The 20,157-nt window shown below is 57.4% G+C and carries 20 protein-coding genes; 5 read left to right on the forward strand and 15 right to left on the reverse strand.

Annotated features, from left to right (window positions below):
• Nucleotides 1-66: 66 nt before the first annotated feature.
• From QEZ52_RS19800 to QEZ52_RS19835, 8 genes are all read right to left on the reverse strand, one after another.
• Nucleotides 67-1,059: a GlxA family transcriptional regulator gene (locus tag QEZ52_RS19800; protein ID WP_406646442.1), complete on the reverse strand. Its 993-nt coding sequence runs from the start codon at nt 1,057-1,059 to the stop codon at nt 67-69.
• 11 nt (nt 1,060-1,070) lie between these two features.
• Entirely contained in the window at nt 1,071-1,967 is an 897-nt protein-coding gene (locus tag QEZ52_RS19805; RefSeq protein WP_406646444.1) for a homocysteine S-methyltransferase family protein, read from the reverse strand.
• 228 nt (nt 1,968-2,195) lie between these two features.
• Nucleotides 2,196-4,643 (reverse strand): FAD-dependent oxidoreductase, encoded by a 2,448-nt coding sequence (locus tag QEZ52_RS19810; protein WP_406646446.1) that lies wholly within the window; start codon nt 4,641-4,643, stop codon nt 2,196-2,198.
• A gap of 17 nt (nt 4,644-4,660) precedes the next feature.
• A complete protein-coding gene (locus QEZ52_RS19815) occupies nt 4,661-5,032 on the reverse strand; it encodes a GFA family protein (protein WP_406646447.1) in 372 nt (123 codons plus the stop codon).
• Complete coding sequence (locus tag QEZ52_RS19820; RefSeq protein ID WP_406646449.1) at nt 5,029-5,658, reverse strand: LysE family translocator; 630 nt, start codon at nt 5,656-5,658, stop codon at nt 5,029-5,031. Before QEZ52_RS19820 ends, QEZ52_RS19815 begins: the two co-directional genes overlap by 4 nt.
• 3 nt (nt 5,659-5,661) lie before the next feature.
• On the reverse strand, nt 5,662-6,231 hold the full coding sequence (locus tag QEZ52_RS19825) for a helix-turn-helix domain-containing protein (RefSeq protein ID WP_406646452.1): 570 nt from the start codon (nt 6,229-6,231) through the stop codon (nt 5,662-5,664).
• Between the two features lie 207 nt (nt 6,232-6,438).
• Nucleotides 6,439-6,897, reverse strand: coding sequence for a GAF domain-containing protein (locus QEZ52_RS19830; protein ID WP_406646455.1), 459 nt, complete (start codon nt 6,895-6,897; stop codon nt 6,439-6,441).
• A gap of 101 nt (nt 6,898-6,998) precedes the next feature.
• On the reverse strand, nt 6,999-8,171 hold the full coding sequence (locus tag QEZ52_RS19835; RefSeq protein ID WP_406646457.1) for a thiolase family protein: 1,173 nt from the start codon (nt 8,169-8,171) through the stop codon (nt 6,999-7,001).
• Nucleotides 8,172-8,264: 93 nt separating this feature from the next.
• On the opposite strand from QEZ52_RS19835, the gene QEZ52_RS19840 reads away from it, so the two are divergent.
• Nucleotides 8,265-8,603, forward strand: coding sequence for an STAS domain-containing protein (locus tag QEZ52_RS19840; protein ID WP_406646459.1), 339 nt, complete (start codon nt 8,265-8,267; stop codon nt 8,601-8,603).
• Between the two features lie 41 nt (nt 8,604-8,644).
• Nucleotides 8,645-9,076: an ATP-binding protein gene (locus QEZ52_RS19845; protein WP_406646461.1), complete on the forward strand. Its 432-nt coding sequence runs from the start codon at nt 8,645-8,647 to the stop codon at nt 9,074-9,076.
• 621 nt (nt 9,077-9,697) lie between these two features.
• Here the strand turns inward: QEZ52_RS19845 and hspQ are convergent.
• Entirely contained in the window at nt 9,698-10,024 is a 327-nt protein-coding gene (gene hspQ, locus QEZ52_RS19850; RefSeq protein ID WP_406646463.1) for a heat shock protein HspQ, read from the reverse strand.
• Nucleotides 10,025-10,108: 84 nt separating this feature from the next.
• Between hspQ and QEZ52_RS19855 the strand changes: the two genes are divergently transcribed.
• Together QEZ52_RS19855 and QEZ52_RS19860 are read left to right on the forward strand one after the other, a co-directional pair.
• The gene (locus QEZ52_RS19855; RefSeq protein WP_406646465.1) at nt 10,109-10,990 is read left to right on the forward strand and encodes an AEC family transporter; all 882 of its coding nucleotides are present in this window, start codon (nt 10,109-10,111) and stop codon (nt 10,988-10,990) included.
• Between the two features lie 66 nt (nt 10,991-11,056).
• Nucleotides 11,057-11,647 carry a lytic transglycosylase gene (locus QEZ52_RS19860; RefSeq protein ID WP_406646467.1) on the forward strand — a complete coding sequence of 197 codons (591 nt, stop codon included), beginning with the start codon at nt 11,057-11,059 and terminating at the stop codon, nt 11,645-11,647.
• Nucleotides 11,648-11,690: 43 nt separating this feature from the next.
• Here QEZ52_RS19860 and QEZ52_RS19865 read toward each other — a convergent pair whose 3' ends face one another.
• The 4 genes from QEZ52_RS19865 to QEZ52_RS19880 form a co-directional block, all read right to left on the reverse strand.
• A complete protein-coding gene (locus QEZ52_RS19865) occupies nt 11,691-12,281 on the reverse strand; it encodes a LolA family protein (RefSeq protein ID WP_406646469.1) in 591 nt (196 codons plus the stop codon).
• Nucleotides 12,282-12,324: 43 nt separating this feature from the next.
• The gene (locus QEZ52_RS19870; RefSeq protein ID WP_406646471.1) at nt 12,325-15,306 is read right to left on the reverse strand and encodes a DNA translocase FtsK 4TM domain-containing protein; all 2,982 of its coding nucleotides are present in this window, start codon (nt 15,304-15,306) and stop codon (nt 12,325-12,327) included.
• A gap of 77 nt (nt 15,307-15,383) precedes the next feature.
• The gene (locus tag QEZ52_RS19875) at nt 15,384-16,565 is read right to left on the reverse strand and encodes an aminotransferase class I/II-fold pyridoxal phosphate-dependent enzyme (RefSeq protein WP_406646473.1); all 1,182 of its coding nucleotides are present in this window, start codon (nt 16,563-16,565) and stop codon (nt 15,384-15,386) included.
• Between the two features lie 111 nt (nt 16,566-16,676).
• Nucleotides 16,677-18,005 carry an amidase gene (locus QEZ52_RS19880; RefSeq protein ID WP_406646475.1) on the reverse strand — a complete coding sequence of 443 codons (1,329 nt, stop codon included), beginning with the start codon at nt 18,003-18,005 and terminating at the stop codon, nt 16,677-16,679.
• Between the two features lie 89 nt (nt 18,006-18,094).
• Between QEZ52_RS19880 and QEZ52_RS19885 the strand changes: the two genes are divergently transcribed.
• Nucleotides 18,095-19,321, forward strand: coding sequence for an FAD-dependent monooxygenase (locus QEZ52_RS19885; RefSeq protein WP_406646478.1), 1,227 nt, complete (start codon nt 18,095-18,097; stop codon nt 19,319-19,321).
• Between the two features lie 11 nt (nt 19,322-19,332).
• On the opposite strand, the gene QEZ52_RS19890 is transcribed toward QEZ52_RS19885, so the two are convergent.
• Entirely contained in the window at nt 19,333-19,518 is a 186-nt protein-coding gene (locus QEZ52_RS19890; protein WP_406646480.1) for a Trm112 family protein, read from the reverse strand.
• A complete protein-coding gene (locus QEZ52_RS19895) occupies nt 19,515-20,156 on the reverse strand; it encodes an LON peptidase substrate-binding domain-containing protein (RefSeq protein ID WP_406646482.1) in 642 nt (213 codons plus the stop codon). The genes QEZ52_RS19890 and QEZ52_RS19895 overlap by 4 nt, the downstream gene beginning before the upstream one ends.
• Nucleotide 20,157 lies beyond the last annotated feature (1 nt).

Here is a 20,157-nt window from a genome sequence, read left to right on the forward strand (position 1 = left end):
CGAATTTCGGGCAATCTGGCACAAACAGGCGACAGGAAATGCATCAAAAACGCCAGCCTTTCGGTGCTATTCTCCACTTGCTCCGGCACGGCGACTTTTTCGTACGGTAAAGGGCGTGACGCCAAAAAAGCTTTTGTAGAGGCCCGAGAAGCCGCTGGGAAAACCGCAAGCCAGACCAATTTCACGAACGCTGAGCGTGGTGTTCAACAACAGATTATTGGCCTTACTTAGACGCATTTCCCGGTAGAACGTATTTGGCGTCGCCCTTAGAAACGTTTTGAATTTCCGTTCCAGGGATCGGGTGGAAATCCCCAACATATCCACAATCTCATTGATCGGCACCGGCTCTTCCATGTTGTCCTGCATAATGCGGATGCAGTGATCCAGATCGCTGTCCCCGGTGATCGTAGGTTTGACACCGGAAAACGGTTGCAGCGATCCGAAATCGCGGATGTTTTCATGCAACATGACATTGGCCGCCGTCATTTGCGTGGCCGATGACGTCAACCGCCCAATCAACGCCAGAACCACATCGATCGTCGCCCCCATACCCGCGCAGGTAATAATGGGTCCGGTTTCGGATGCCAGCGCATGTCCTGCATCGAACATGCCCAACCGTTCCCTAAGAAATATCGAATTCTCCCAATGGGTCGTATGGCCTTCGGCTTCGGGCCCCAGATCACGGATGTACCGACTGGCGGCTTCGGCCAATAAATAGACCTTGGCCCCGCGATATGTATAGGCGCTGATCGTCTGCGTCAGCGAGAGGGCCGGAGTATCAGGGTTCGAGTTGCCAATCACAAAGGCAAAATCGGCCTCGGGTTTCTGGATGAATGGTTCGGTCTCGACCAGCGGGCCACTGTACGATGCAACCCGCCCCCCCTTGGCAGATCGAAAGGTCCATTTGAACGGCGCACGGGCCATGGTTCGGTTGGCGATACGCAGCAAATCGGTGATGGCCGCGACTTCGATAAGGACAAAACCGTCCGACACCACGATGTCAAAATGCCAGACCTTGTGGTCTGCATCGTCTTTTTGCTGTCCTTGATGCATACCCATTGGTGTTTTCCTCAGACGATCTGATGCCCGTCGGCCTGCAATCGCATTGCCAAGTCTGCAATATGGGCGGGACCCACTTCACAGCAGCCGCCAATGATCGTTGCCCCTTGTGAGACCCAGCTCATTGCAATATCGGAATACGCGTCGGGTGTCAGATCCACCCGTGCCTCCAATGCATCAACGGTTGGCGCATCCCCCAGAAAGGCCTCCGAGATCCGGGTAAATCCATTGGCATAGGCACCAAAGGGTTTTCCAAAGCCCTTGATCGTGTCCAACGCCGCGCCGATGGCCTCGGGGCGCGAACAATTCACCAGAATGGCAGCCGGTTGATAGGTTTCGATGATCTCACGCAACGCTCCGACTGGTTCACCCGAACGCAAACAGGTCCCATCATCATCCTTGACCGTTACTGCCAACCACACTGGTTTGATGGTTCCATATGTTCCCAACAGCGCCCCTTGGGCCTGCGCCACAGAACATGCAGTTTCAATCAGGAACAGATCCACCCGGTCCTGCATCAACGCGACCAACTCAGCATATTGCAGCGCCGCCTCGGCCGGTGGTGGACAGATGTCTGGCCGATATGAGGCCCCAAGCGGCCCGAGGGAGGCCGCGATCTGACCTCCTGCGGCCTGATCTCGTGCGGCTTCTGCCTCGGTCAGCGCCGTGTTGATCAGGTCTTCGAATTTGTCCTCGAGATTTCCATGCGGCAGTCGATCCCGATGGACGGCGTATGTATTGGTTGTCGCAACCGTCGCACCGGATGCAAAGTAGTCCCCGTGTACCGCACGCACCAATTCCGGGCGCTCCAGCATAACAGATGTAGACCATAAAGGCGTCGGGCGATTCCCCGCCCGTTTGACCAATTCCTGGCCTATGGAACCGTCGAGCAACGTAATATCTGTCATGCCGATCTCCTGCATTCGGTGGCTGTCTGGGTCTGTTGGCAGGCCCAGAGGGATCACACGGACTCCACCAGTTTGGCAACCGTCTGCCCCGACCCAAACGAGCGGCGCAGACGCATTTTCCTCCAGTCAGTGTATCTGCCCCACGCAGTTCAGGAAAGCAGGCACCTGGAGTACACTCCAATACTCCAGGTTTCCTTTCCGGTTCCGCATGGCTCAGCGACCAGCTGATCAGGCGCGTAGACGCTCGTTTGCGGGATCCCAGAGCGGTTCGTCCTTTTGAACCACCGCGCGACACTTTTCGCCATAGATCTCGACCTCCAGCTCGGTGCCCGGCACCGCCAGTTCGGCGCGCACCATGCCCAGCGCGATCGACGACCCGACGCGATAGCCCCAGCCGCCGCTGGTGGTTTCACCAACGATCTCGTCTCCGCTCCAGATACAGGACATATAGGGCGCATCAGCGCCGCCAGCTTCAACCGTCAGAGTGACAAAGGACTTCTTAACTCCCTGCTGCTTTTCGCTCTGGATTGCGGCTTTGCCCGGGAAATCCTGGGGTTTGTCGAGTTTGACAAAACGCTCCAATCCGCCTTCGAGCAGCGAGTAGTCGGTCGACAGATCGCCCTTCCACGCACGGTAGCCTTTTTCCAGACGCAGAGAGTTCAGGGCATACATACCAAATGGCTTGGCACCGCCAGCCAGAACAGCATCATAAATCGCTGCCTGATCTGCATTGGCGCAATGCACCTCCCACCCCAGTTCACCCGCAAAGGACACCCGCGCCAAAAACGCAGGTTTACCCGCAACTGTCGCCTTTTGATGTGTCAGCCATCCCAGCGTCAGATCCGCATCCGAAATCGACGCGATCAAGTCACGCGATTTCGGGCCGGTCACGATCATGGTGCCAAATTCGGTGGTGTGATCGGTCAACGACACCCCGGCAGGCAGAGCGTTTCTCAGAATCTCGAAATCATGCCATTGTGCGCCACCGGCGGTGATCATGGTGAAATGATCTTCGCCGTGACGAATACAGGACATCTCTGTCAGGATCCGGCCCCGGTCATCCGAGAAATAAACCAGATTCATCCGACCCACTTTGGGCAGACCACCCGTGACCATACCCCGCAGGAATTCTGCAGCACCCTCTCCTTCGAGGTTGAAACGTGAGAACCCTGGCAGGTCGAGCACGCCAACAGTGTCACGCACCGCTTCGCATTCTTCCTTGATGCGCTGCTCCCATGGGCCGGAGCGACCCCAGGTGTGGGTCGCTTCCAGCGACGTGTCATCGCCGTCCTGAGCAAACCAGTTGGCTCGTTCCCAACCGTTATAGGCCCCCATGACACCGCCCAGTTCCTTGACCTTGGCATGGACCGGCGACAGTTTCTTGTCGCGCGCTGCGGGCCATTCGTGGTGCGGGAAATGCATGGCGTATTCGTTGCCATAAACTTCCAGACCCTTCTGATCACAATAATCCTGATCGGTGTAATCGGTGTAACGGCGCGGGTCGATCGCCCACATATCCCATTCGGTGGACCCATCGACGATCCATTCGGCCATGACCTTGCCAGCGCCGCCGCCCTGGGCGATGCCAAAGGTGAACACACAGGCCTCGAATGCGTTCTTGACGCCAGGCATCGGGCCAACCAACGGCAGACCATCCGGCGCATAGGGGATCGGACCGTTGATGACGCTGCTGACACCTGACGTCTGCATCAGCGGCACCCGCTCCATCGCATCAGTCACGATGTCTTCGATCCGGTCCAGATCGTCCTGCCACAGCTGAAAGCTGAAGTCTTCGGGCATCTGGTCGTCCTCGGTCATCCAGTGACCTTTACAGTTCGGCTCGTAGGGGCCGAGGTTATAGCCGTTCTTTTCCTGACGCAGGTAATAGGAGATATCCACGTCGCGGATCAGCGGCAGCTTGCCGCCGTGTTCCTTGGACCAGGCTTCAACCTCGGGGATCTGTTCGGTAAGCAAATACTGGTGCGACATGACCATCATCGGCACGGTACGACCACCATAAGGCAGGAACCATTCACCGACGCGCTGGGCATAATACCCGGCGGCATTGACCACATAGTCACATTCGATATCACCCTTGTCGGTGTGCACGATCCAGGTGTCGTCTTCCTTTTGGGTCACACCGGTTGCCGGGCAGAACCGCACGATTTTTTGCCCCATATCGCGCGCACCCTTGGCCAGCGCCTGGGTCACCTGTGCCGGATCAATGTCGCCGTCCGACGGATCCCACAGAACCCCTTCCAGATCGTGGGTTTCCAGGAACGGGTATTTTTCCTTGGCCTGTTCCGGCGTCCACATCTCCATCTCGATGCCCTGATAGCGGCCCATGGCACAGGCGCGCTCGAACTCCTGCAACCGTTCTTTGGAATGGCCCAGACGGATTGACCCGGTCTGGTGGTAGTTCATCGGGTAATCAACTTCCTCACCCAGGCGCGAATACAGCTCGGTCGAATACCGCTGCATGTTCATGATCGCCCAGGACGTCGAAAACGTTGGTACGTTCCCGGCCGCGTGCCATGTGGACCCAGCAGTCAGTTCGTTTTTTTCCAGCAGGACACAATCGGTCCAACCTTTCTTGCCCAGATGATAGAGCGTTGACGCGCCGATGACGCCGCCACCGATGATGACCACACGGGCCTTTGTTGGAAAATCAGACATGTTTGCTCCCTAAGTCTTCAGTCCTTTTGCGGCACGCCGTCCGCAAGTTCGTAATAGTCGCCCTTGTCGGCGACAAAGATGTGCTTGGTCAGGGTCAGGCCGGTGGGGCCGTCAATTGATCCAAGCGAAAAGCTGATGGTGTCTTCGTCATTGGCCTTCCAGAACAGGAAAGAGCCGCAGCGCGGGCAGACACCGCGTTTGGCCGACTCACTAGAGGCAAACCAGCTGACCGGGCCGGTGATGGTCAGGTCCTTCTCAGGCACATAGGCCGAGGACCAGATCCCACCGGATTGTTTTCGGCATTGGCCGCAATGGCACATCGAAGCACCTTGCGGCTCTGCCGCGGTTTCAAAAGCGATATCGCCACACAGGCAGGATCCCTTGATCATCGCGTTACCTCCAATTGAGGCGTGGAGCTGGCCCCCAACAACACACCATAGATAATGAAACACACGGCCATGGTCCGTCGGACCCAGACATTGAACACGGCACGCAGCGCTGCTTTGCTCAAAACCGCACCCAACAGCGTGAACCCCGTGTAGCTCAGCGCTGTGATGATCAGCGCGGTGGGCATTATCACTGACATCTGGCTCCAAATCGGCACATCCGGCTGCACGAACTGCGAAAAGGCCGCCAGATAGCCTGCAACGCTTTTGGGGTTGATGGTCGCGATGGCCAGCGCATGCGCGTAGACATGGCGGGCTGGCCGTCCTTCGGGCTTGACCGGCGTCCTTGCATTGATCCAACCGCGCACACCCAGAAAAATCAGGAACCCGGCCCCGATCATCTTTGCAATGAAAAATGCCGTTGGAGAGGCCGCGATCAGGGCGGTGACGCCCAGCGCTGACAGGATCAGAAATGCGGTCGCCTGTGTCAGGATTGCCGCCACGCCCAGCAACGCCTTTGCAAACGGCAGGCTCATGCCATTAGAAATGCAATTCACCGCATTCGGCCCCGGCGTGGTCACAAACACCACCCAGAACACCGCGAATATGGTCCAGGCCTCCCAGCTCATCGCTTAATACACCGGCGGCGCGATGACCCAGATCACCACTGCCGGGTCGTCATGCGGGTTCGCCCATTGATAGGGTTCATGCTTGATCCGAAAACTATCGCCGGGACCGACCGAAAAACTGTTGCCTCCAATCATCAGATCCAACTGACCAGAAATCACATAGCCAACTTCCTGTGTCGGGCGGTCCGCCGGTTCCTGCATCCGCGATTTCGGCGCGAATGTGGAATGCACCATCTCAAAGTCATCGGTCAGATCGGGGGACAACAGCTCTTCAATCAACCCTTCTTCACCCGAGCCCATGGGCCGACGCGCCCCGGCCCGCACGATATACCCCTGCTCACTGGCCGGAGCAGCTGCATGCGCAAACAGCATCGACATAGGCACACCCAGACATCCCGCAATCTTGCGCAGGTCGGAAATTGACGGGTCGGACAGATCCCGTTCAACCTGACTGAACCAACCGACGGATCGCTCCAGACGTCCAGCGATCTCGGCCAATGTCATGCCGCGCGCCTTGCGCAGCGCCCGAATATCTGCGCCAAGCGATGCACTGCGGGGAGTCTGATCATTCAAAGCATCTGCCTCGTGAAAATTTCATTCCGTTTTTCACGATGCGCCATTATCGTGAAAAAACCAAGGACTTTTTCACGATACAATGAAATCTGCCGCCACCACCCCCTCGACAGCGGTCTATGTGCTTCTTTCTGGTCAAAAATACCTTGGGGGTGAGCCCGGATCTGTCCGGGCGAGGGGGCAACGCCCCCTGTTCGTTACTGTCGCTCAGGCAACGTTGGCAAAGGTCTGTTTCAGAATCACAGCCAAGGCATCCGCATCTGATTTGGCAAAAGCGCCCGGCTGGTCACTGTCGATGTCCAGAACCCCCAACAGCCGCCCCGCTCCGTTCCAAACTGGCAATACCAATTCCGACCGGGTAGAGCTGGCACAGGCGATATGGCCGGGAAAAGCGTCGACATCCGCAACCAACTGCACTGTGCCTGTGCGCGCAGCGGCCCCGCAGACCCCACGCGCAAAGGGGATTTTCAGGCATCCATGCCCACCCTGATAGGGGCCGATCTTCAGCATGTCGGGTTCAGTGACGCGGTAAAACCCGGTCCAATCGAACCGATCATCGCTGTGATGCAACTCGCATACCACAGTCGCCATCAGCGCAACCTCGTCGGTCTCCCCCTCGCACAAGGACGCGATGATTTTGGTCAAGGAGGTGTAATCTACGGTCATGACTGTTCCCTTGAGGCAGAAATAAGGGGCCGTCTGCCCCCTTGATGATCCTCCGGGGGCAATTCACCCCCGAAGATACTGGTTGCAAGAGGAAGGTCGGATCAGACCCGTTCGATTGCGATCGCTGTGCCTTCACCGCCACCGATACAAATCGCGGCAACACCACGTTTCAGGCCACGTTTTTCCAGCGCATTCAGCAAGGTTACCATGATCCGCGCACCCGAAGCCCCAATTGGATGGCCCAACGCGCAAGCACCACCATTTACGTTGACCTTGTCGCGCGAGATGCCCATTTCATGCATGAAGGCCATTGGGACAACTGCAAAGGCTTCGTTAACTTCCCACAGATCCACATCTTCGACGGACCACCCCAGACGATCCAGCAGCTTTTTCGCCGCCGGGACCGGGGCCGTCGTGAACCAACCCGGTGCCTGAGCGTGGCTTGCGTGCCCCAGAACCCGCGCGCGGACTGTCAGCCCCTGCGCCTCGGCTGCGTCGGCCGATGCCAACACCAGGGCCGCAGCACCATCGGAAATCGAAGACGCATTGGCCGCTGTCACGGTACCGTCCTTACGAAAGGCGGGTTTCAGGGTTGGAATCTTGTCGGGCCGGGCGCTTTGCGGTTGCTCGTCAGTGTCGGTTGTCACATCACCCTTGCGGGTCTTGACGGTAACCGCCGCAATCTCACCTTCAAAAGCGCCGGTTTTCTGGGCGTCCAGCGCGTTGGACAAGGATTTCAGCGCATACTCATCCTGGGCTTCGCGTGTAAACTGGTAATGTTCCGCGCAATCTTCCGCAAAGGTGCCCATCAGGCGGCCTTTGTCATAGGCATCTTCGAGCCCGTCCAGAAACATGTGATCAACCACTTGCCCGTGACCGATCCGTGCACCATTGCGCATCTTGGGCAGGATATAGGGTGCGTTGGTCATGCTTTCCATGCCCCCCGCGATCATCGTATCGGCGTGACCCAAAGCAATCTGGTCAAAGGCCATCATCGCCGCCTTCATCCCTGAACCACACATCTTGTTCAGTGTCGTGGCCGGAACGTCCTCGCCCAGGCCACCGGCAAAACCGGCCTGGCGTGCGGGCGCCTGTCCCAACCCTGCGGGCAACACACAGCCCATCAGAACTTCGTCCACGGTTTCGGTCTTTGCGTTCTCCAGCGCGGCCTTGATTGCGGTGCCGCCCAAATCGGCAGCGGTCACACCATCATACATGCCCTGAAATCCACCCATGGGCGTCCGGGCTGCACCTGCGATGACGACTTCTTTCATTCTCTTCCCTCCAAAGCTTGGCCATTGAATACCGAATGGTAAGAATTGCCGTCTACCCTCATGTCGAAGTTAATATCGCACGGGGAAAGAAAAATGAGCCTTACCAGTACCGTAACGGACAGTGCACGTATTGTCACAGTCAACGCAAATCGCATTGATGCGGCGATTGCCATCCAATTCAAGGAAGATATGCGCTCCGAAACCGAAGGCGGGCCAGATCGGGTCATCCTGGATTTGTCATCGGTGAACTTTATTGATTCCAGCGGTTTGGGCGCGATCGTCGCCGCAATGAAGCAGATGGGCCAGGGGCGAAACCTGGATTTGGCCGGCCTGACCCCCACTGTCGACAAGGTTTTTCGCCTGACTCGAATGGACACGGTGTTTAACCTGTTTCCGTCTCTGGACGACGCCAAGGCGGCCAACACCGAATAACCCCCGAATCCGACATCAGCCGAGCTATGAGTGCAGTAAATATGGCGGAAACTTTCAAACACTCTTTTCGGGCGACCGAATTGGACGCCCGAGACGGAATGGAATTCATCGTTGCCAGGTTACGGCAAACAGGTGCAACCGAGGATTGGACTGGCACTGTTCAGATCGCCTTGGCCGAAGCGGTGAATAACATCGTTGAACATGCGTATGTTGATATGCCTCGGGGCAATATCGAGATCGCATGTGAAATGAAGGAGACCGGGTTAACAATGCGAATAACAGATTCCGGGAGCGCATTTGGCACGGACGAACTGCCACCTGGCAACCCTGTCGATCTTAATGTCGGGTTTGGCGATCTTCCTGAAGGTGGGTTTGGGTGGTTCTTGCTCCGCACGTTGACCCAGTCGATCAGCTATGACCGCAAAGGCGACAACAATATCCTGACACTTGCATTTGATGCCGAAGCGAGCTGATTGGCTCCCCGCAACAATTGCCTCCTTCAGATACGTCTAATCCTGCCCCAAAAGTAACCGGTTCGCCTTTGGCATACCTTGCCCGGGCGGAGTGCCTGTGTTGGGTTAGAATGTATCCTGATGTGCAACGTGACACAAAACTGCCCCAATCCGAGCAAACTGAGGCCCGAAAGCAAGGACATATATGTCTTGTAGCTGCACAAAGCTTCCCTCGGTGCTGCGGTTCATAGCCCCCACCCAGTTCGTGGCACCGAGGATTTCTCCCAACATTCAAACATTTCCATTTTGACATCGCATGATGGTCAAAGTCTCCTGGATATCATCAGGACTCGGCTGTTATGTGAGGAAGCTCCGACAGTCAGCCCAAAACACTGCGGACAGCGGACACACGGCAGTCAAGATTCACACTGGTTGTTGTTGGGACTCGGGCGTTGCAGTCTTTGACAGATGCGCACACGGGCTTGTGTGCCGACACTTCAGGCCCCGGGTCAGACCGTCAGCCGTCTCCAGCCACACCACAGAAGGTCATAAAACTGCTGTTCACCAGATCGCTTGAACGGGCAGGGACACGCAATGCACACCACTAGCCACATGCCCGTGTCGGCCTCGCCTTGGCGACATTCAGTTCAAGTGAAAATGAAGCGGATAGGTTCCGTCCGAAAACGGCCCAAACATGTCAGGGATATCCGGGTGATCCACAGGCTCTCCCGAATAGTCTGCCACCAGATTCTGCTCGGAAACATAAGCCACATAATAGCTTTGGTCATTTTCGGCCAATAGATGATAGAACGGCTGTTCCTTGATTGGACGGCTGTCTTCGGGAATCGCCTGATACCATTCTTCGGTGTTGGAAAATTCCGGATCCACATCGAAAACCACACCACGGAACGGGTGTTTCTTGTGGCGAACCACTTGTCCCAGATGATATTTTGCGCGCGTTCTCAGCATTGTCTTGCAGCCCCTATTCTTCATTAGTACCCGGTAACCATAAGTTTTGTCCAACACTTGCGCGGTTTTTTGAGGAAACAGACTGTGAACCTTGTCTTAACAGTACTTGAAATTGTCGCCCCAGTTTTCCTGTTGGCTGGTATCGGCTTTACTTGGGTAAAGCTGGGATTTGAATACAGATTGCAATTTGTCACCCGTCTGGCGATGACATTGGCGGTTCCTTGCCTGATCTTCGTCGCTTTGATGCAAACCGAAATTGATCGCGCTGCATTGGGGCGGTTCGCATTGGCCGGGCTCGCCGGATACGGCGCCTTGACCGTGGTGTTCATCGTGATCGTCAGAATACTGCGCCTGGAACGGCGAACGTTTCTGTCGCCGCTGATTTTTAGCAACACCGGGAACCTTGGCCTGCCTTTGTGTCTGTTTGCCTTTGGGACCGAAGGGCTGGGATATGCCATCGTCATGCTGGCGCTGTCAGTTGTCTATTCATTTACCTATGGGATCTATCTGGTCGCTGGGCGTGGTTCTGCGCTCAAGATTGTCAAGGAACCGATGGTTTGGGCGACTCTGGCCGGAGCTGTTTTCCTGTGGCAAGGGTGGGAGACACCCAAATTTCTGACCAATACGATGGATCTGATTGGCCAGATGGCGATTCCACTCATGCTTCTCACTTTGGGTGTCGCGGTCGCGCGGCTAACGCCGAGCAAGATCATTCAGGCGTTTTGGCTCTCGGCGATGAAAATTGTCGTTTGCGCCCTAATTGGCTGGGGCGTTGGGTGGATGTTTGATTTAGGACCGACCGCTATGGGGGTTCTGGTACTGGAACTGGCCACACCGGTCGCCGTTACATCCTATCTTCTGGCCGAGAAATATGGAGCGGATGCCGAATCTGTTGCGGGAATGGTCGTGGTATCGACCCTGATGTCTGTGACCTCGTTGCCAGTATTGTTGGGGCTGCTATTGTAACCACCCGCAAATGTGATTTCATCACCCTGCCAAATAGGTTAACATTGCCAAAAAAGGCAGAGGCAGATGAGCAGAATTATTACCGCCATGTTAGCGGTGTTGCTATTGGCGTCTTGTGGCGGTGGGTACAAGTCGCCTCCGCGCAACCTGGACAACGCGTGCAGCATCCTGGCTCAGCGTCCGGAATTTCGCAAGGCGTTCAAGTCGACGCAGCGCAAATGGGGTGTTCCGGTCCATGTACAAATGTCGATCATCTACCACGAAAGCCGCTTTCGTGCCGACGCCCGCACTCCCTTCCGCTATGTGTTGGGAGTGATTCCGATGGGGCGGCAAAGCAGCGCCTATGGGTATTCCCAAGCCATCGATGGCACATGGAAACAGTACAAGAATGAAACGGGACGCCGCAGCGCAAAACGGGACCGGATCAAGGATGCCGCCGATTTCATTGGCTGGTACGCCACCGAAAGCTACAATCGAAACGGCATTCGGTTAACAGATGCGCGCAACCAATATCTGGCCTACCACGAAGGTCACACAGGATACGCCCGAGGATCCTACAAATCAAAAAGCTGGCTGTTGCGGATCTCGTCAAATGTCGAAGCCCGCTCGCGTATGTATCAAAGTCAGCTGGCCAACTGTCGCAAACTGCGGCTCTGATCCATAACAGCTGCACCGGCGAGGGAGAACACCCTCGCCACGCTCAGCGATTTCTTGTACCCGCCCCCGGGGTAAACAAACTCGAACTTAGGCTGACACCGGTGGCCAGGTCCCCCAGGATGACAGTTGTCTGCCCCCCTGCCCCATCATGAATGACCCACTTGCGCAGCTCGACAGGGTTATCGGTGAACATCATTTCGATGCTTCCGTATTCAGGGTTCTTAGGGTCCTGCGCCCGCACCACTGTCACTGTGCCGTCAAATCCATGCCCGACCACCATATTGGCGCGCCCCAGATCAACATGGCGGTCCAGGATCACTGACAAAGGTGTCCGCCTAAGCGGATATGTTTCCGGTGGCTGGTTGGATTTGGGGTCGTGTATCACCACAGCCCCACCCCCGGCGATCACCGTGCCACCATTGGGTGGGTTATATTCAAACCGAGCACGGCCCGGACGATGCAGATATAGCTGCCCGGTTGCCAGGGACCCGTCGTCGCTGATCTGGGTGAACTTGGCTTTGGCCGTGGATAAATCGTTCAGATAGGCCGAAACCTGGTTCAGCGACAATCGTTCTGCCGCCCAGGCAGCAGGCGCTGCGGCGGACAACATCAGGGCAAGTGCAAATTGTTTCATACCTGCCTACATAAGCCCTGATGCGCTGTTGTGAAGATGTCGATCACTGTTGTTCCGGCACCAGAATTTCCCGTTTCCCGACGTGATTTGCTGGAGAAACAAGACCTTCGTCTTCCATCTGCTCGACCAGCCTCGCGGCTTTGTTATACCCAATGGCAAGTTTCCGCTGGATGTAGGAGGTCGAACATTTGCGATCCTTGATGACGATCTGCACAGCGGTGTCGTACAGAGCATCTTCGCCATCGGTATTGCCACCAGTCGACAGGCCCAGAACCGCGTCGATATTGTCGGCTTTGTCTTCGTCTGGTCCTTCGAGAACATTGCTCATGTACTCTGGTGGGCCAAAGGCTTTGAGATGATTGACGATCTCCTCGACCTCTTCGTCCGACACGAACGGGCCGTGACAGCGGGTGATCTTGGCCCCACCAGCCATATAAAGCATGTCGCCCATGCCCAATAGCTGTTCGGCACCCATTTCACCCAGAATGGTACGGCTGTCGATCTTGGACGTGACCTGGAACGAGATCCGGGTCGGGAAGTTCGCCTTGATCGTGCCGGTAATCACATCCACTGAGGGACGCTGTGTCGCCATGATCAGATGGATGCCTGATGCCCGCGCCATCTGTGCCAGACGCTGGATACAGGCTTCGATTTCTTTGCCGGCAACCATCATCAGGTCGGCCATCTCATCGACGATCACGACAATAAAGGGCATCGCCTCGGGTGCAAACTCTTCGGTTTCGAACACTGGTTCGCCGGTTTCGTCATCAAATCCGGTCTGGACAGTTCGGCTGAACATTTCCCCCTTGCTCAACGCCTCGCGAACGCGCCCATTGTAGCCTTCGATATTGCGCACACCCATCTTGGACATCTTGCGATACCGGTCTTCCATCTCGCCGACGGTCCACTTTAGCGCAACAACCGCCTTTTTGGGGTCAGTCACAACCGGAGACAGCAGATGCGGGATGCCGTCATAGACGGACAATTCCAGCATTTTGGGGTCGATCATGATCAAACGGCACTGTTCCGGCGTCAGCTTGTACAGCAACGACAAGATCATGGTGTTGATCGCCACCGACTTGCCGGACCCCGTGGTCCCCGCGATCAGCAGGTGGGGCATCTTGGCCAGATTGGCGACAACGGAATCACCGCCAATATCCTTGCCCAGCGCCAACGGTAGGCTCATGTTGCTATCGCCAAAGTCACGGGATGCCAGGATTTCGCGCAGCACAACCTTTTCGCGGTTCTCATTGGGCAATTCGATCCCAATGACCGAGCGACCCGGAACCGTCGACACACGTGCCGACAATGCCGACATCGATCGCGCAATGTCATCGGCCAAACCGATAACACGAGACGCCTTGAGACCCGGCGCGGGTTCCAGTTCGTACATGGTCACAACTGGACCTGGCCGGACACTGACGATCTCGCCCTTGACGCCGTAATCGTCCAAAACATGTTCCAGCATCCGTGCATTTTCTTCCAACGCTTCATCGCTCAGGTGATGGCGCTGAATGCTGGTCGGGCTGGTCAACAGGCTAAGCGGTGGCAGTTCAAATTCGACATCCTTGTCTTCGAACGCCAATTTGGGCTCGGCTTCGGCCTTGGCCCGGCGCGACGGAGCCGGCTGTTTGCGCGTCGGCTGTTCCACAACGGCCTTGCGCGGTGTAGCGACGGGAATACGCGGTTGAACAGGAGTGGGCTGCTCCAGTGGCAAAGGGTCAACAGCGACCGGGGCTGCGTCAAAACTGTCGACTGCATAAGCTCCCTGATCCATGGTCTCCGGTTCAAAGCTGGCATGGGTTTCTGCTATGACAGGCGTCTCGACCGGTTGCTGTTGTGGCTGAGGTTGCGACCCGGCCGCAAACATCGGCGGCTCAGGCGGCAAATGTGCCTGTTGCACCGTGACCGGAGGTTCGGGTGGCAGGTCAGCCTGACGGGGAGCAGGGTTCAGCAACAATGGATCCGGACCACGTCCGCGGCCCTTGGTCAAGGGGCGGTTCGGATCCGGCTCCGGAGGTAGGTGCTCTTGTTGGCGCGATCGTACAACGCTGGCAATCTTGGCCCGAATCCGGTCGTCTCCGGGCAACATCTCGACATCCGCCACAGCCATAGGTTCAACCAGCTCGGGTTCCGGCATGACTTCGGGGGCCGGATCGGCCCTGCGGATCAAACCGGGCATCCGCTTGAGAAATCCGCCGCGTTCTGCTGGCATCGGTTCTTCTTGCAGGTCAGGCACCTGCGCAGGCTCTTCGAACAGGATCGGATCGGGCTCTGCAAATCCAGTATCCTCGGTCATGGCCTGTTTTCGTGTGACGACACGCTCCGCCCGTTTGGCCCGGTAACTTTGGGCGGCTTGCACGCCCGTTACGGCCCCACGCCCCACCAGGGTCAACAGGCTGCCATAGGCCATGATCACGCCAACAATCAGGAACCGCGCCACCCGTTTCAGTTCGGGACGGGTAAATCCCAACACGTAAGTACCCAGCGCAATCATGCCCAGCGCCATAACCAACGACATCAGTTTGACCGCGAAATGCGACCCAATCGGCAACAGGGTCAACAATGCCCCCATGACCGTATCGCCGAACAACCCACCCAGACCAAAGCTGTGTGTCGCACGCCAGCTGTCACCAGGTAGCAGAGTGGCCGCGTAGATCGAACAAACGACCACAACGATGGGTGCAAAAATCAGGCGCGCAACCGCACGCTCTTCGCCCCAATGTAGAGCAAACCGCGCTCCCCAGACAATCAGGATCAATGCAATTGCCCAACTGCCCCAGCCGACGATCATGAACATCGGCGCGGCAATTGCTGCACCAATTGACCCCATCCAGTTCTGCACTGGCGCATCGGTCGAAACGATCCAGTTGGGATCTTCCGGTGTGTAGGATCCAACCATCGCAGCCGTTGCCAGCCCCAACAGGATCAAACAGATCCCGACCAGTTCCTTGCCGCGTCTTTCGATCGCGGCCTGCATGTTGCTGTCCAACAACGGATCTCGGCTGCGTGTCTGAAATGCCATGCCTACCCTCGGTTTTTATCTTGTTGCGTGGCTTGCCCGGTGGGTTACTCCCGACCAGGGGCCACGTTCGTTATGCGTTATCCGTACAAACAGTCGCGCAAGGTGATCAGCGCTTTGCCTGTGTCTTCTTTCGGGGCAACCAAAGCGACCCGAACATATGTTTCTCCCGGATTTTGCCCGGCGTCGCCCTGGGCCAGATAGGCCCCCGGCAACACCCGCACTCCGGTTTCCCGCCACAGTTTCAACGCAGCCTCTTCGCCGTTATCCACGGGCAGCCACAGGAAAAAGCCAGCCTCTGGGCTCATATATCCCTGTACGCTACCCAGCACGTCATCAGCGATGGTGTATTTTTCCTGATAGAGGCGACGATTTTCAACAACGTGTTCTTCATCCGCCCACACACGGGCGGCGGCGGCCTGTAATGGCCCCGGCAGCGGCGCGCCGGAATAGGACCGTAGCTGTTTGGCATGTTTGATCGTTTCGGGGCCACCCGCAATGAACCCCGATCGCAGCCCGGCCAAATTCGAACGTTTGGACAAGGAGTTGAACAGAATGATCCGCTCGACGTCTGCGCCAATTTCCTGTGCGACGCTCAGCACACCAATGGGGGCGGAATCGCGATAGATCTCGGAATAGCATTCATCCGCAAAGATGCGGAAATCATATTGCTCGGCCAGTTGGATCAGTTCGACCCAGTACTCTCGCGTGGCAACTGCGCCCTGTGGATTCGCCGGAGAACAAATATAGGCGATGGTCGTGCGGTTCAGCACCTCGGCGGGGAGGCTGGCGTAATCCGGCAAGTGTCCAGTGGCGGCCGTGGCGGACACAAAAACCGGTTCAGCCCCAACGGACAAAGCCGCCACCATGTAAACCTGGTAAAATGGATTCGGCGTCAGGATGACCGGCTGTTGCCCGTTTTTTGTTTCCGGGCACAGCGCCATGGCCGCATTATACAACCCTTCGCGGGTGCCATTCAGCGCCATGATCTGGGTGTCGGGGTCCATAGACACGCCATAACGGCGATTGATCCAACCGGAGATCGCACCGCGCAACGCATCTGTACCTTCGTTTTGAGGATACGACCGGAACAGGCCTGCATGCGCAACGATTTCGTCCGTCACCCAGGACGGAAAATCGTGTTTCGGCTCGCCAATCGTCATATGAACCACGTCCCCGCCAGGGGCATGGTGATCCAAAAGCGCGCGCAAACGCGGGAATGCATAAGCCGGTAGGTTCGAAAACCGCTCGGGGAAATCCATCGTGTTACTGCCTCAAGGTCGGGGTCGTTTGTCGCCCCGTTTGCAGCCAGATTACAGATCCCCCCGGTGTGCGTCCAGTAGCGAGATCGCCCCGGATGCGAAATGTGGCTTTCAGGCCAATGCCTTCTCGACAGCGACGCCCACACGCAACAGCGCTTCTTCGGTGTCGGGCGGGCACAGGATCTGCAATCCGCAGCTCGGCGTCCCTGTCGGCAGGCTCAGCCCGCAGACACCCATCAGGTTGCCAATACGTGTATTGCGCAGGGCCAAAAGGTTCTCAGTCACGTAATACGCGTCATCCGTCAGCAACCGTTCCACATTGGGCGGCAGGATCGGTGCTGTTGGAAGTAGAACACCGTCAAACCCGGCCACCGCCCGGTCCCAGGCTCCCCGACAACGTTCCAGTCTGGCCCAGGCGGCGACATAGTCGGCCGCTGTGAACTGGGCACCAGAGCGAAAGCGCTCCAGAATACGATCAAACATCAGATGAGGGGCCGCTTCGACCGCGTCCTTCCACAGGCCATAGGCCTCAGAGGTGAACAGAATTGGCGACAATTCCATTGCCTCTGCCAATTCTGGCACCTCAAGCGGCACAATCTCGGCTCCGGCGTCCTGCAACCGCTGTAGCGCAGCGTCATGCGCCTGTTGCGGGATGTCTCGTACATCGTCTAGCGCCACGGTCTGAAGGCTGGCAAACCGCTTGCCCTGCAGGGATGCCCCGCGCAGATCAGGGCCCTCATGCCCCTCAAGCGCCCCTAGCATCAGCGCTGCATCTTCGACCGAGCGGGCCAGCGGCCCGACAGTGTCGAATTTCAAACACAGCGGCACAACCCCTTCGAGGCTGATCCGCCCGGCAGTGGTCTTTAGGCCCACCAGATCATTCCAGGCCGACGGGATCCGCACCGATCCACCGGTGTCAGATCCGATTCCACAGGCCGCGAGGTTAAAGGCAACCGAGGCCCCTGCCCCTGATGATGATCCTCCCGGAGCAGCTTCGGAATCATTGATACAGGGCGGTGTCTGTTTCACCGGGTTCAGGCCCAGCCCGGAAAAGGCCAATTCGCTCATATGTGTTTTACCCAGACAAACCAGGCCCATCTGGGTTGCCGTCCGCAACACCAGGGCGTCGTGATCAGGCACCCGCCCCTTCAACAGGTCCGAGCCAGATTCAGTGGCCACGCCGGCACTGTCGAACAGGTCTTTCCAACTGATCGGCACCCCGTCCAGCGGCGACAGACGCAGGCCCAGCTTGGCGCGTTCCGACGCGGCGCGGGCCTCGGCCATGGCGCGGTCATGGGTAACAACCGTATAGATCCGGTCCCGCATAGGGTGGGCATCGATGGCATCCAGATAGGTTCGGGTCAGATCAACCGGGTCAATCTCGCCCGCAGCAATCCCACGCCCCAAATCAGCTGCTGTCATGTTCAACCAGTGATCCATTTGTGAACGCTCCCCTATGTTTGGTTTTCGTGACGGTAGCGACCCCAAGGCCCATGGACAATCCCGAAGACACGCGCATATTGCAGGGCATGAAAAACACATCCGACATCCTGATCGTCGGCGGTGGGCTGAACGGCCCGGCGTTGGCCCTGGCCATGGCCCAGACCGGGCATTCTGTGACTGTGATTGATGCGCTCCCCCCCGGCGCGTCGCAAGCCGAGGATTTCGACGGGCGTGGCTATGCGCTGGCGCTGGCCTCACAACGTTTGTTGGCTCAAATCGGCGTGTGGGAGAACGTAGCGGATCACGCCCAACCAATGCTGGAAATCAAGGTTACGGATGGCACCGTGGGTCAGGGGCCATCCCCGTTTTTCATGCATTTTGACCATGCCGAAATCGAAGAGGGCCCGATGGGCTACATGGTCGAGGACCGTTTTTTACGCCGCGCCTTTGGGGCGGCAATGGAGGCCGAGCCACGCATCACTGTAATGCCCGATACTCGGGTGGTGGCTCAGGACGTGGATCCGACCGGTGTCACTGTCACGCTTGCCAATGGAGGCACCCTGCGCGGACGTGTTCTGATTGGGTCCGACGGACGCAAGAGCGGCACCGCCGAACGCGCAGGGATCAAACGGACCGGATGGGAGTACGGACAGACCGCATTGGTTTGCGCCATTGACCACGAGAAACCGCATGGAGGCGTGGCCCATCAGTTCTTTATGCCACCGGGGCCGCTGGCAATTCTGCCCCTACCGGGCAATCGGTGCTCGATCGTGTGGAGCGAACGGACCGAAACTGCCCACGCCATCCATGCGTTGGATGACGCCGGATACCTGGACGCCCTACGCCCTCGGTTTGGGGATTTTCTGGGGGAAATCTCTTTGGCGGGCAAACGATTTACGTATCCGCTGAATTTGACCATCGCCAACAGCTTTATCGGTGATCGGATGGCGCTGGTCGGAGATGCAGCCCATGGGATGCACCCGATCGCCGGGCAGGGCCTGAACGCGGGCCTGCGCGACGTGGCCGCATTGGCCGAAGTCCTGACCGAAGCAACCCGACGGGGTGAAGACTTTGGGTCGTCTCTGGTCTTGGGGCGGTATCAACAGTGGCGCCGGTTTGACACTGCCGCATTGGCAGCGGCAACCGATGCCTTTAATCGGCTATTTTCCAATGATAACCCGTTGCTGAGGCTGGGCCGTGATATTGGCATGGGAATTGTCGGATCACTCCCGGGACTGCGCCGCGGATTCGTGCGTGAAGCCGCGGGGCTGACCGGCGACATGCCGCGCCTGTTGCAGGGCAAACCGATCTAAGGTGGCGCAGCTCAATCCAGGGTACGTGCCTCGTCCACCAACATGATCGGAATGCCGTTGCGGATCGGAAAGGCCAGGTTTGCGGACTTGGAAATCAGCTCCTGCCGATCTGCATCATAAGTCAGCGTGGTCTGCGTCTGCGGGCACACCAACGCCTCCAACATCCGGCGGTCAAACACAATCGTCTGTTCTGTCATTGCAGAATTTCCTCATTTGATCCGCCGCGTAGGGCGAATTCAATCAATGTCACAAGGGTTTCGCGCCGCGTTGCGAGGCAGGGGGCCTCGAGCAGGGCCTGTTTGTCTTCGGGTTCAAAATCCAGCAGCATGGACAACGAATTGATCAACAGTTCATCATCCGCATCCTTGAGCGTATCCCAATCCACGTCCAACTGACGCGCGTTGAAGTATCGGTTCAGCAGGCTCATGAACCCATTTCGACGGAACCTGTCATCATGCTCGGCTCGCCCAAGATCCCGGTCGAAACCGGACCAACCGACCTGGCACCGTCGATAAGGAGCAAAACCGTTGGTTTCCTGTTGGATGCGGAAGCGTGAAATCCCTGTCAGCGTGATCAGGTAACGCCCGTCTTCGGTTTCGGAAAACTGAGTCACCCGCCCGGCGCACCCGATTGAATGCAAGGCGTCTTCGGATGAGGGAGACGGGCAGGGTTGAATCATGCCGATCAGACGATGCGACGTCTTGAACGCATCTTCGAGCATTTGCAGATATCGCGGTTCAAATATATGCAGTGGCAGGCGTGCGCGGGGCAGCAAAAGCGCCCCGGGCAGAGGGAACACGGCCAGCGTGTCCGGCAGGTCAGCAGCTTTGATCATT

It is taken from the genome of Aliisedimentitalea scapharcae, from assembly GCF_045277565.1.
Taxonomy (GTDB): Bacteria; Pseudomonadota; Alphaproteobacteria; order Rhodobacterales; family Rhodobacteraceae; genus Aliisedimentitalea; species Aliisedimentitalea scapharcae.

Excerpts from the sequence above, each read along its gene's own strand:
- QEZ52_RS19875 (WP_406646473.1), bottom strand. The coding sequence starts at position 16,565 with ATGGATTTCCCCGAGCGGTTTTCGAACCTACCGGCTTATGCATTCCCG.
- QEZ52_RS19895 (WP_406646482.1), bottom strand. The coding sequence starts at position 20,156 with ATGATCAAAGCTGCTGACCTGCCGGACACGCTGGCCGTGTTCCCTCTG.
- QEZ52_RS19865 (WP_406646469.1), bottom strand. The coding sequence starts at position 12,281 with ATGAAACAATTTGCACTTGCCCTGATGTTGTCCGCCGCAGCGCCTGCT.
- QEZ52_RS19800 (WP_406646442.1), bottom strand. The coding sequence starts at position 1,059 with ATGGGTATGCATCAAGGACAGCAAAAAGACGATGCAGACCACAAGGTC.
- QEZ52_RS19840 (WP_406646459.1), top strand. The coding sequence starts at position 8,265 with ATGAGCCTTACCAGTACCGTAACGGACAGTGCACGTATTGTCACAGTC.
- QEZ52_RS19810 (WP_406646446.1), bottom strand. The coding sequence starts at position 4,643 with ATGTCTGATTTTCCAACAAAGGCCCGTGTGGTCATCATCGGTGGCGGC.
- QEZ52_RS19885 (WP_406646478.1), top strand. The coding sequence starts at position 18,095 with ATGAAAAACACATCCGACATCCTGATCGTCGGCGGTGGGCTGAACGGC.
- QEZ52_RS19890 (WP_406646480.1), bottom strand. The coding sequence starts at position 19,518 with ATGACAGAACAGACGATTGTGTTTGACCGCCGGATGTTGGAGGCGTTG.
- QEZ52_RS19820 (WP_406646449.1), bottom strand. The coding sequence starts at position 5,658 with ATGAGCTGGGAGGCCTGGACCATATTCGCGGTGTTCTGGGTGGTGTTT.
- QEZ52_RS19845 (WP_406646461.1), top strand. The coding sequence starts at position 8,645 with ATGGCGGAAACTTTCAAACACTCTTTTCGGGCGACCGAATTGGACGCC.
- QEZ52_RS19870 (WP_406646471.1), bottom strand. The coding sequence starts at position 15,306 with ATGGCATTTCAGACACGCAGCCGAGATCCGTTGTTGGACAGCAACATG.
- QEZ52_RS19830 (WP_406646455.1), bottom strand. The coding sequence starts at position 6,897 with ATGACCGTAGATTACACCTCCTTGACCAAAATCATCGCGTCCTTGTGC.
- QEZ52_RS19805 (WP_406646444.1), bottom strand. The coding sequence starts at position 1,967 with ATGACAGATATTACGTTGCTCGACGGTTCCATAGGCCAGGAATTGGTC.
- QEZ52_RS19815 (WP_406646447.1), bottom strand. The coding sequence starts at position 5,032 with ATGATCAAGGGATCCTGCCTGTGTGGCGATATCGCTTTTGAAACCGCG.
- QEZ52_RS19880 (WP_406646475.1), bottom strand. The coding sequence starts at position 18,005 with ATGGATCACTGGTTGAACATGACAGCAGCTGATTTGGGGCGTGGGATT.
- QEZ52_RS19835 (WP_406646457.1), bottom strand. The coding sequence starts at position 8,171 with ATGAAAGAAGTCGTCATCGCAGGTGCAGCCCGGACGCCCATGGGTGGA.
- hspQ (WP_406646463.1), bottom strand. The coding sequence starts at position 10,024 with ATGCTGAGAACGCGCGCAAAATATCATCTGGGACAAGTGGTTCGCCAC.
- QEZ52_RS19860 (WP_406646467.1), top strand. The coding sequence starts at position 11,057 with ATGAGCAGAATTATTACCGCCATGTTAGCGGTGTTGCTATTGGCGTCT.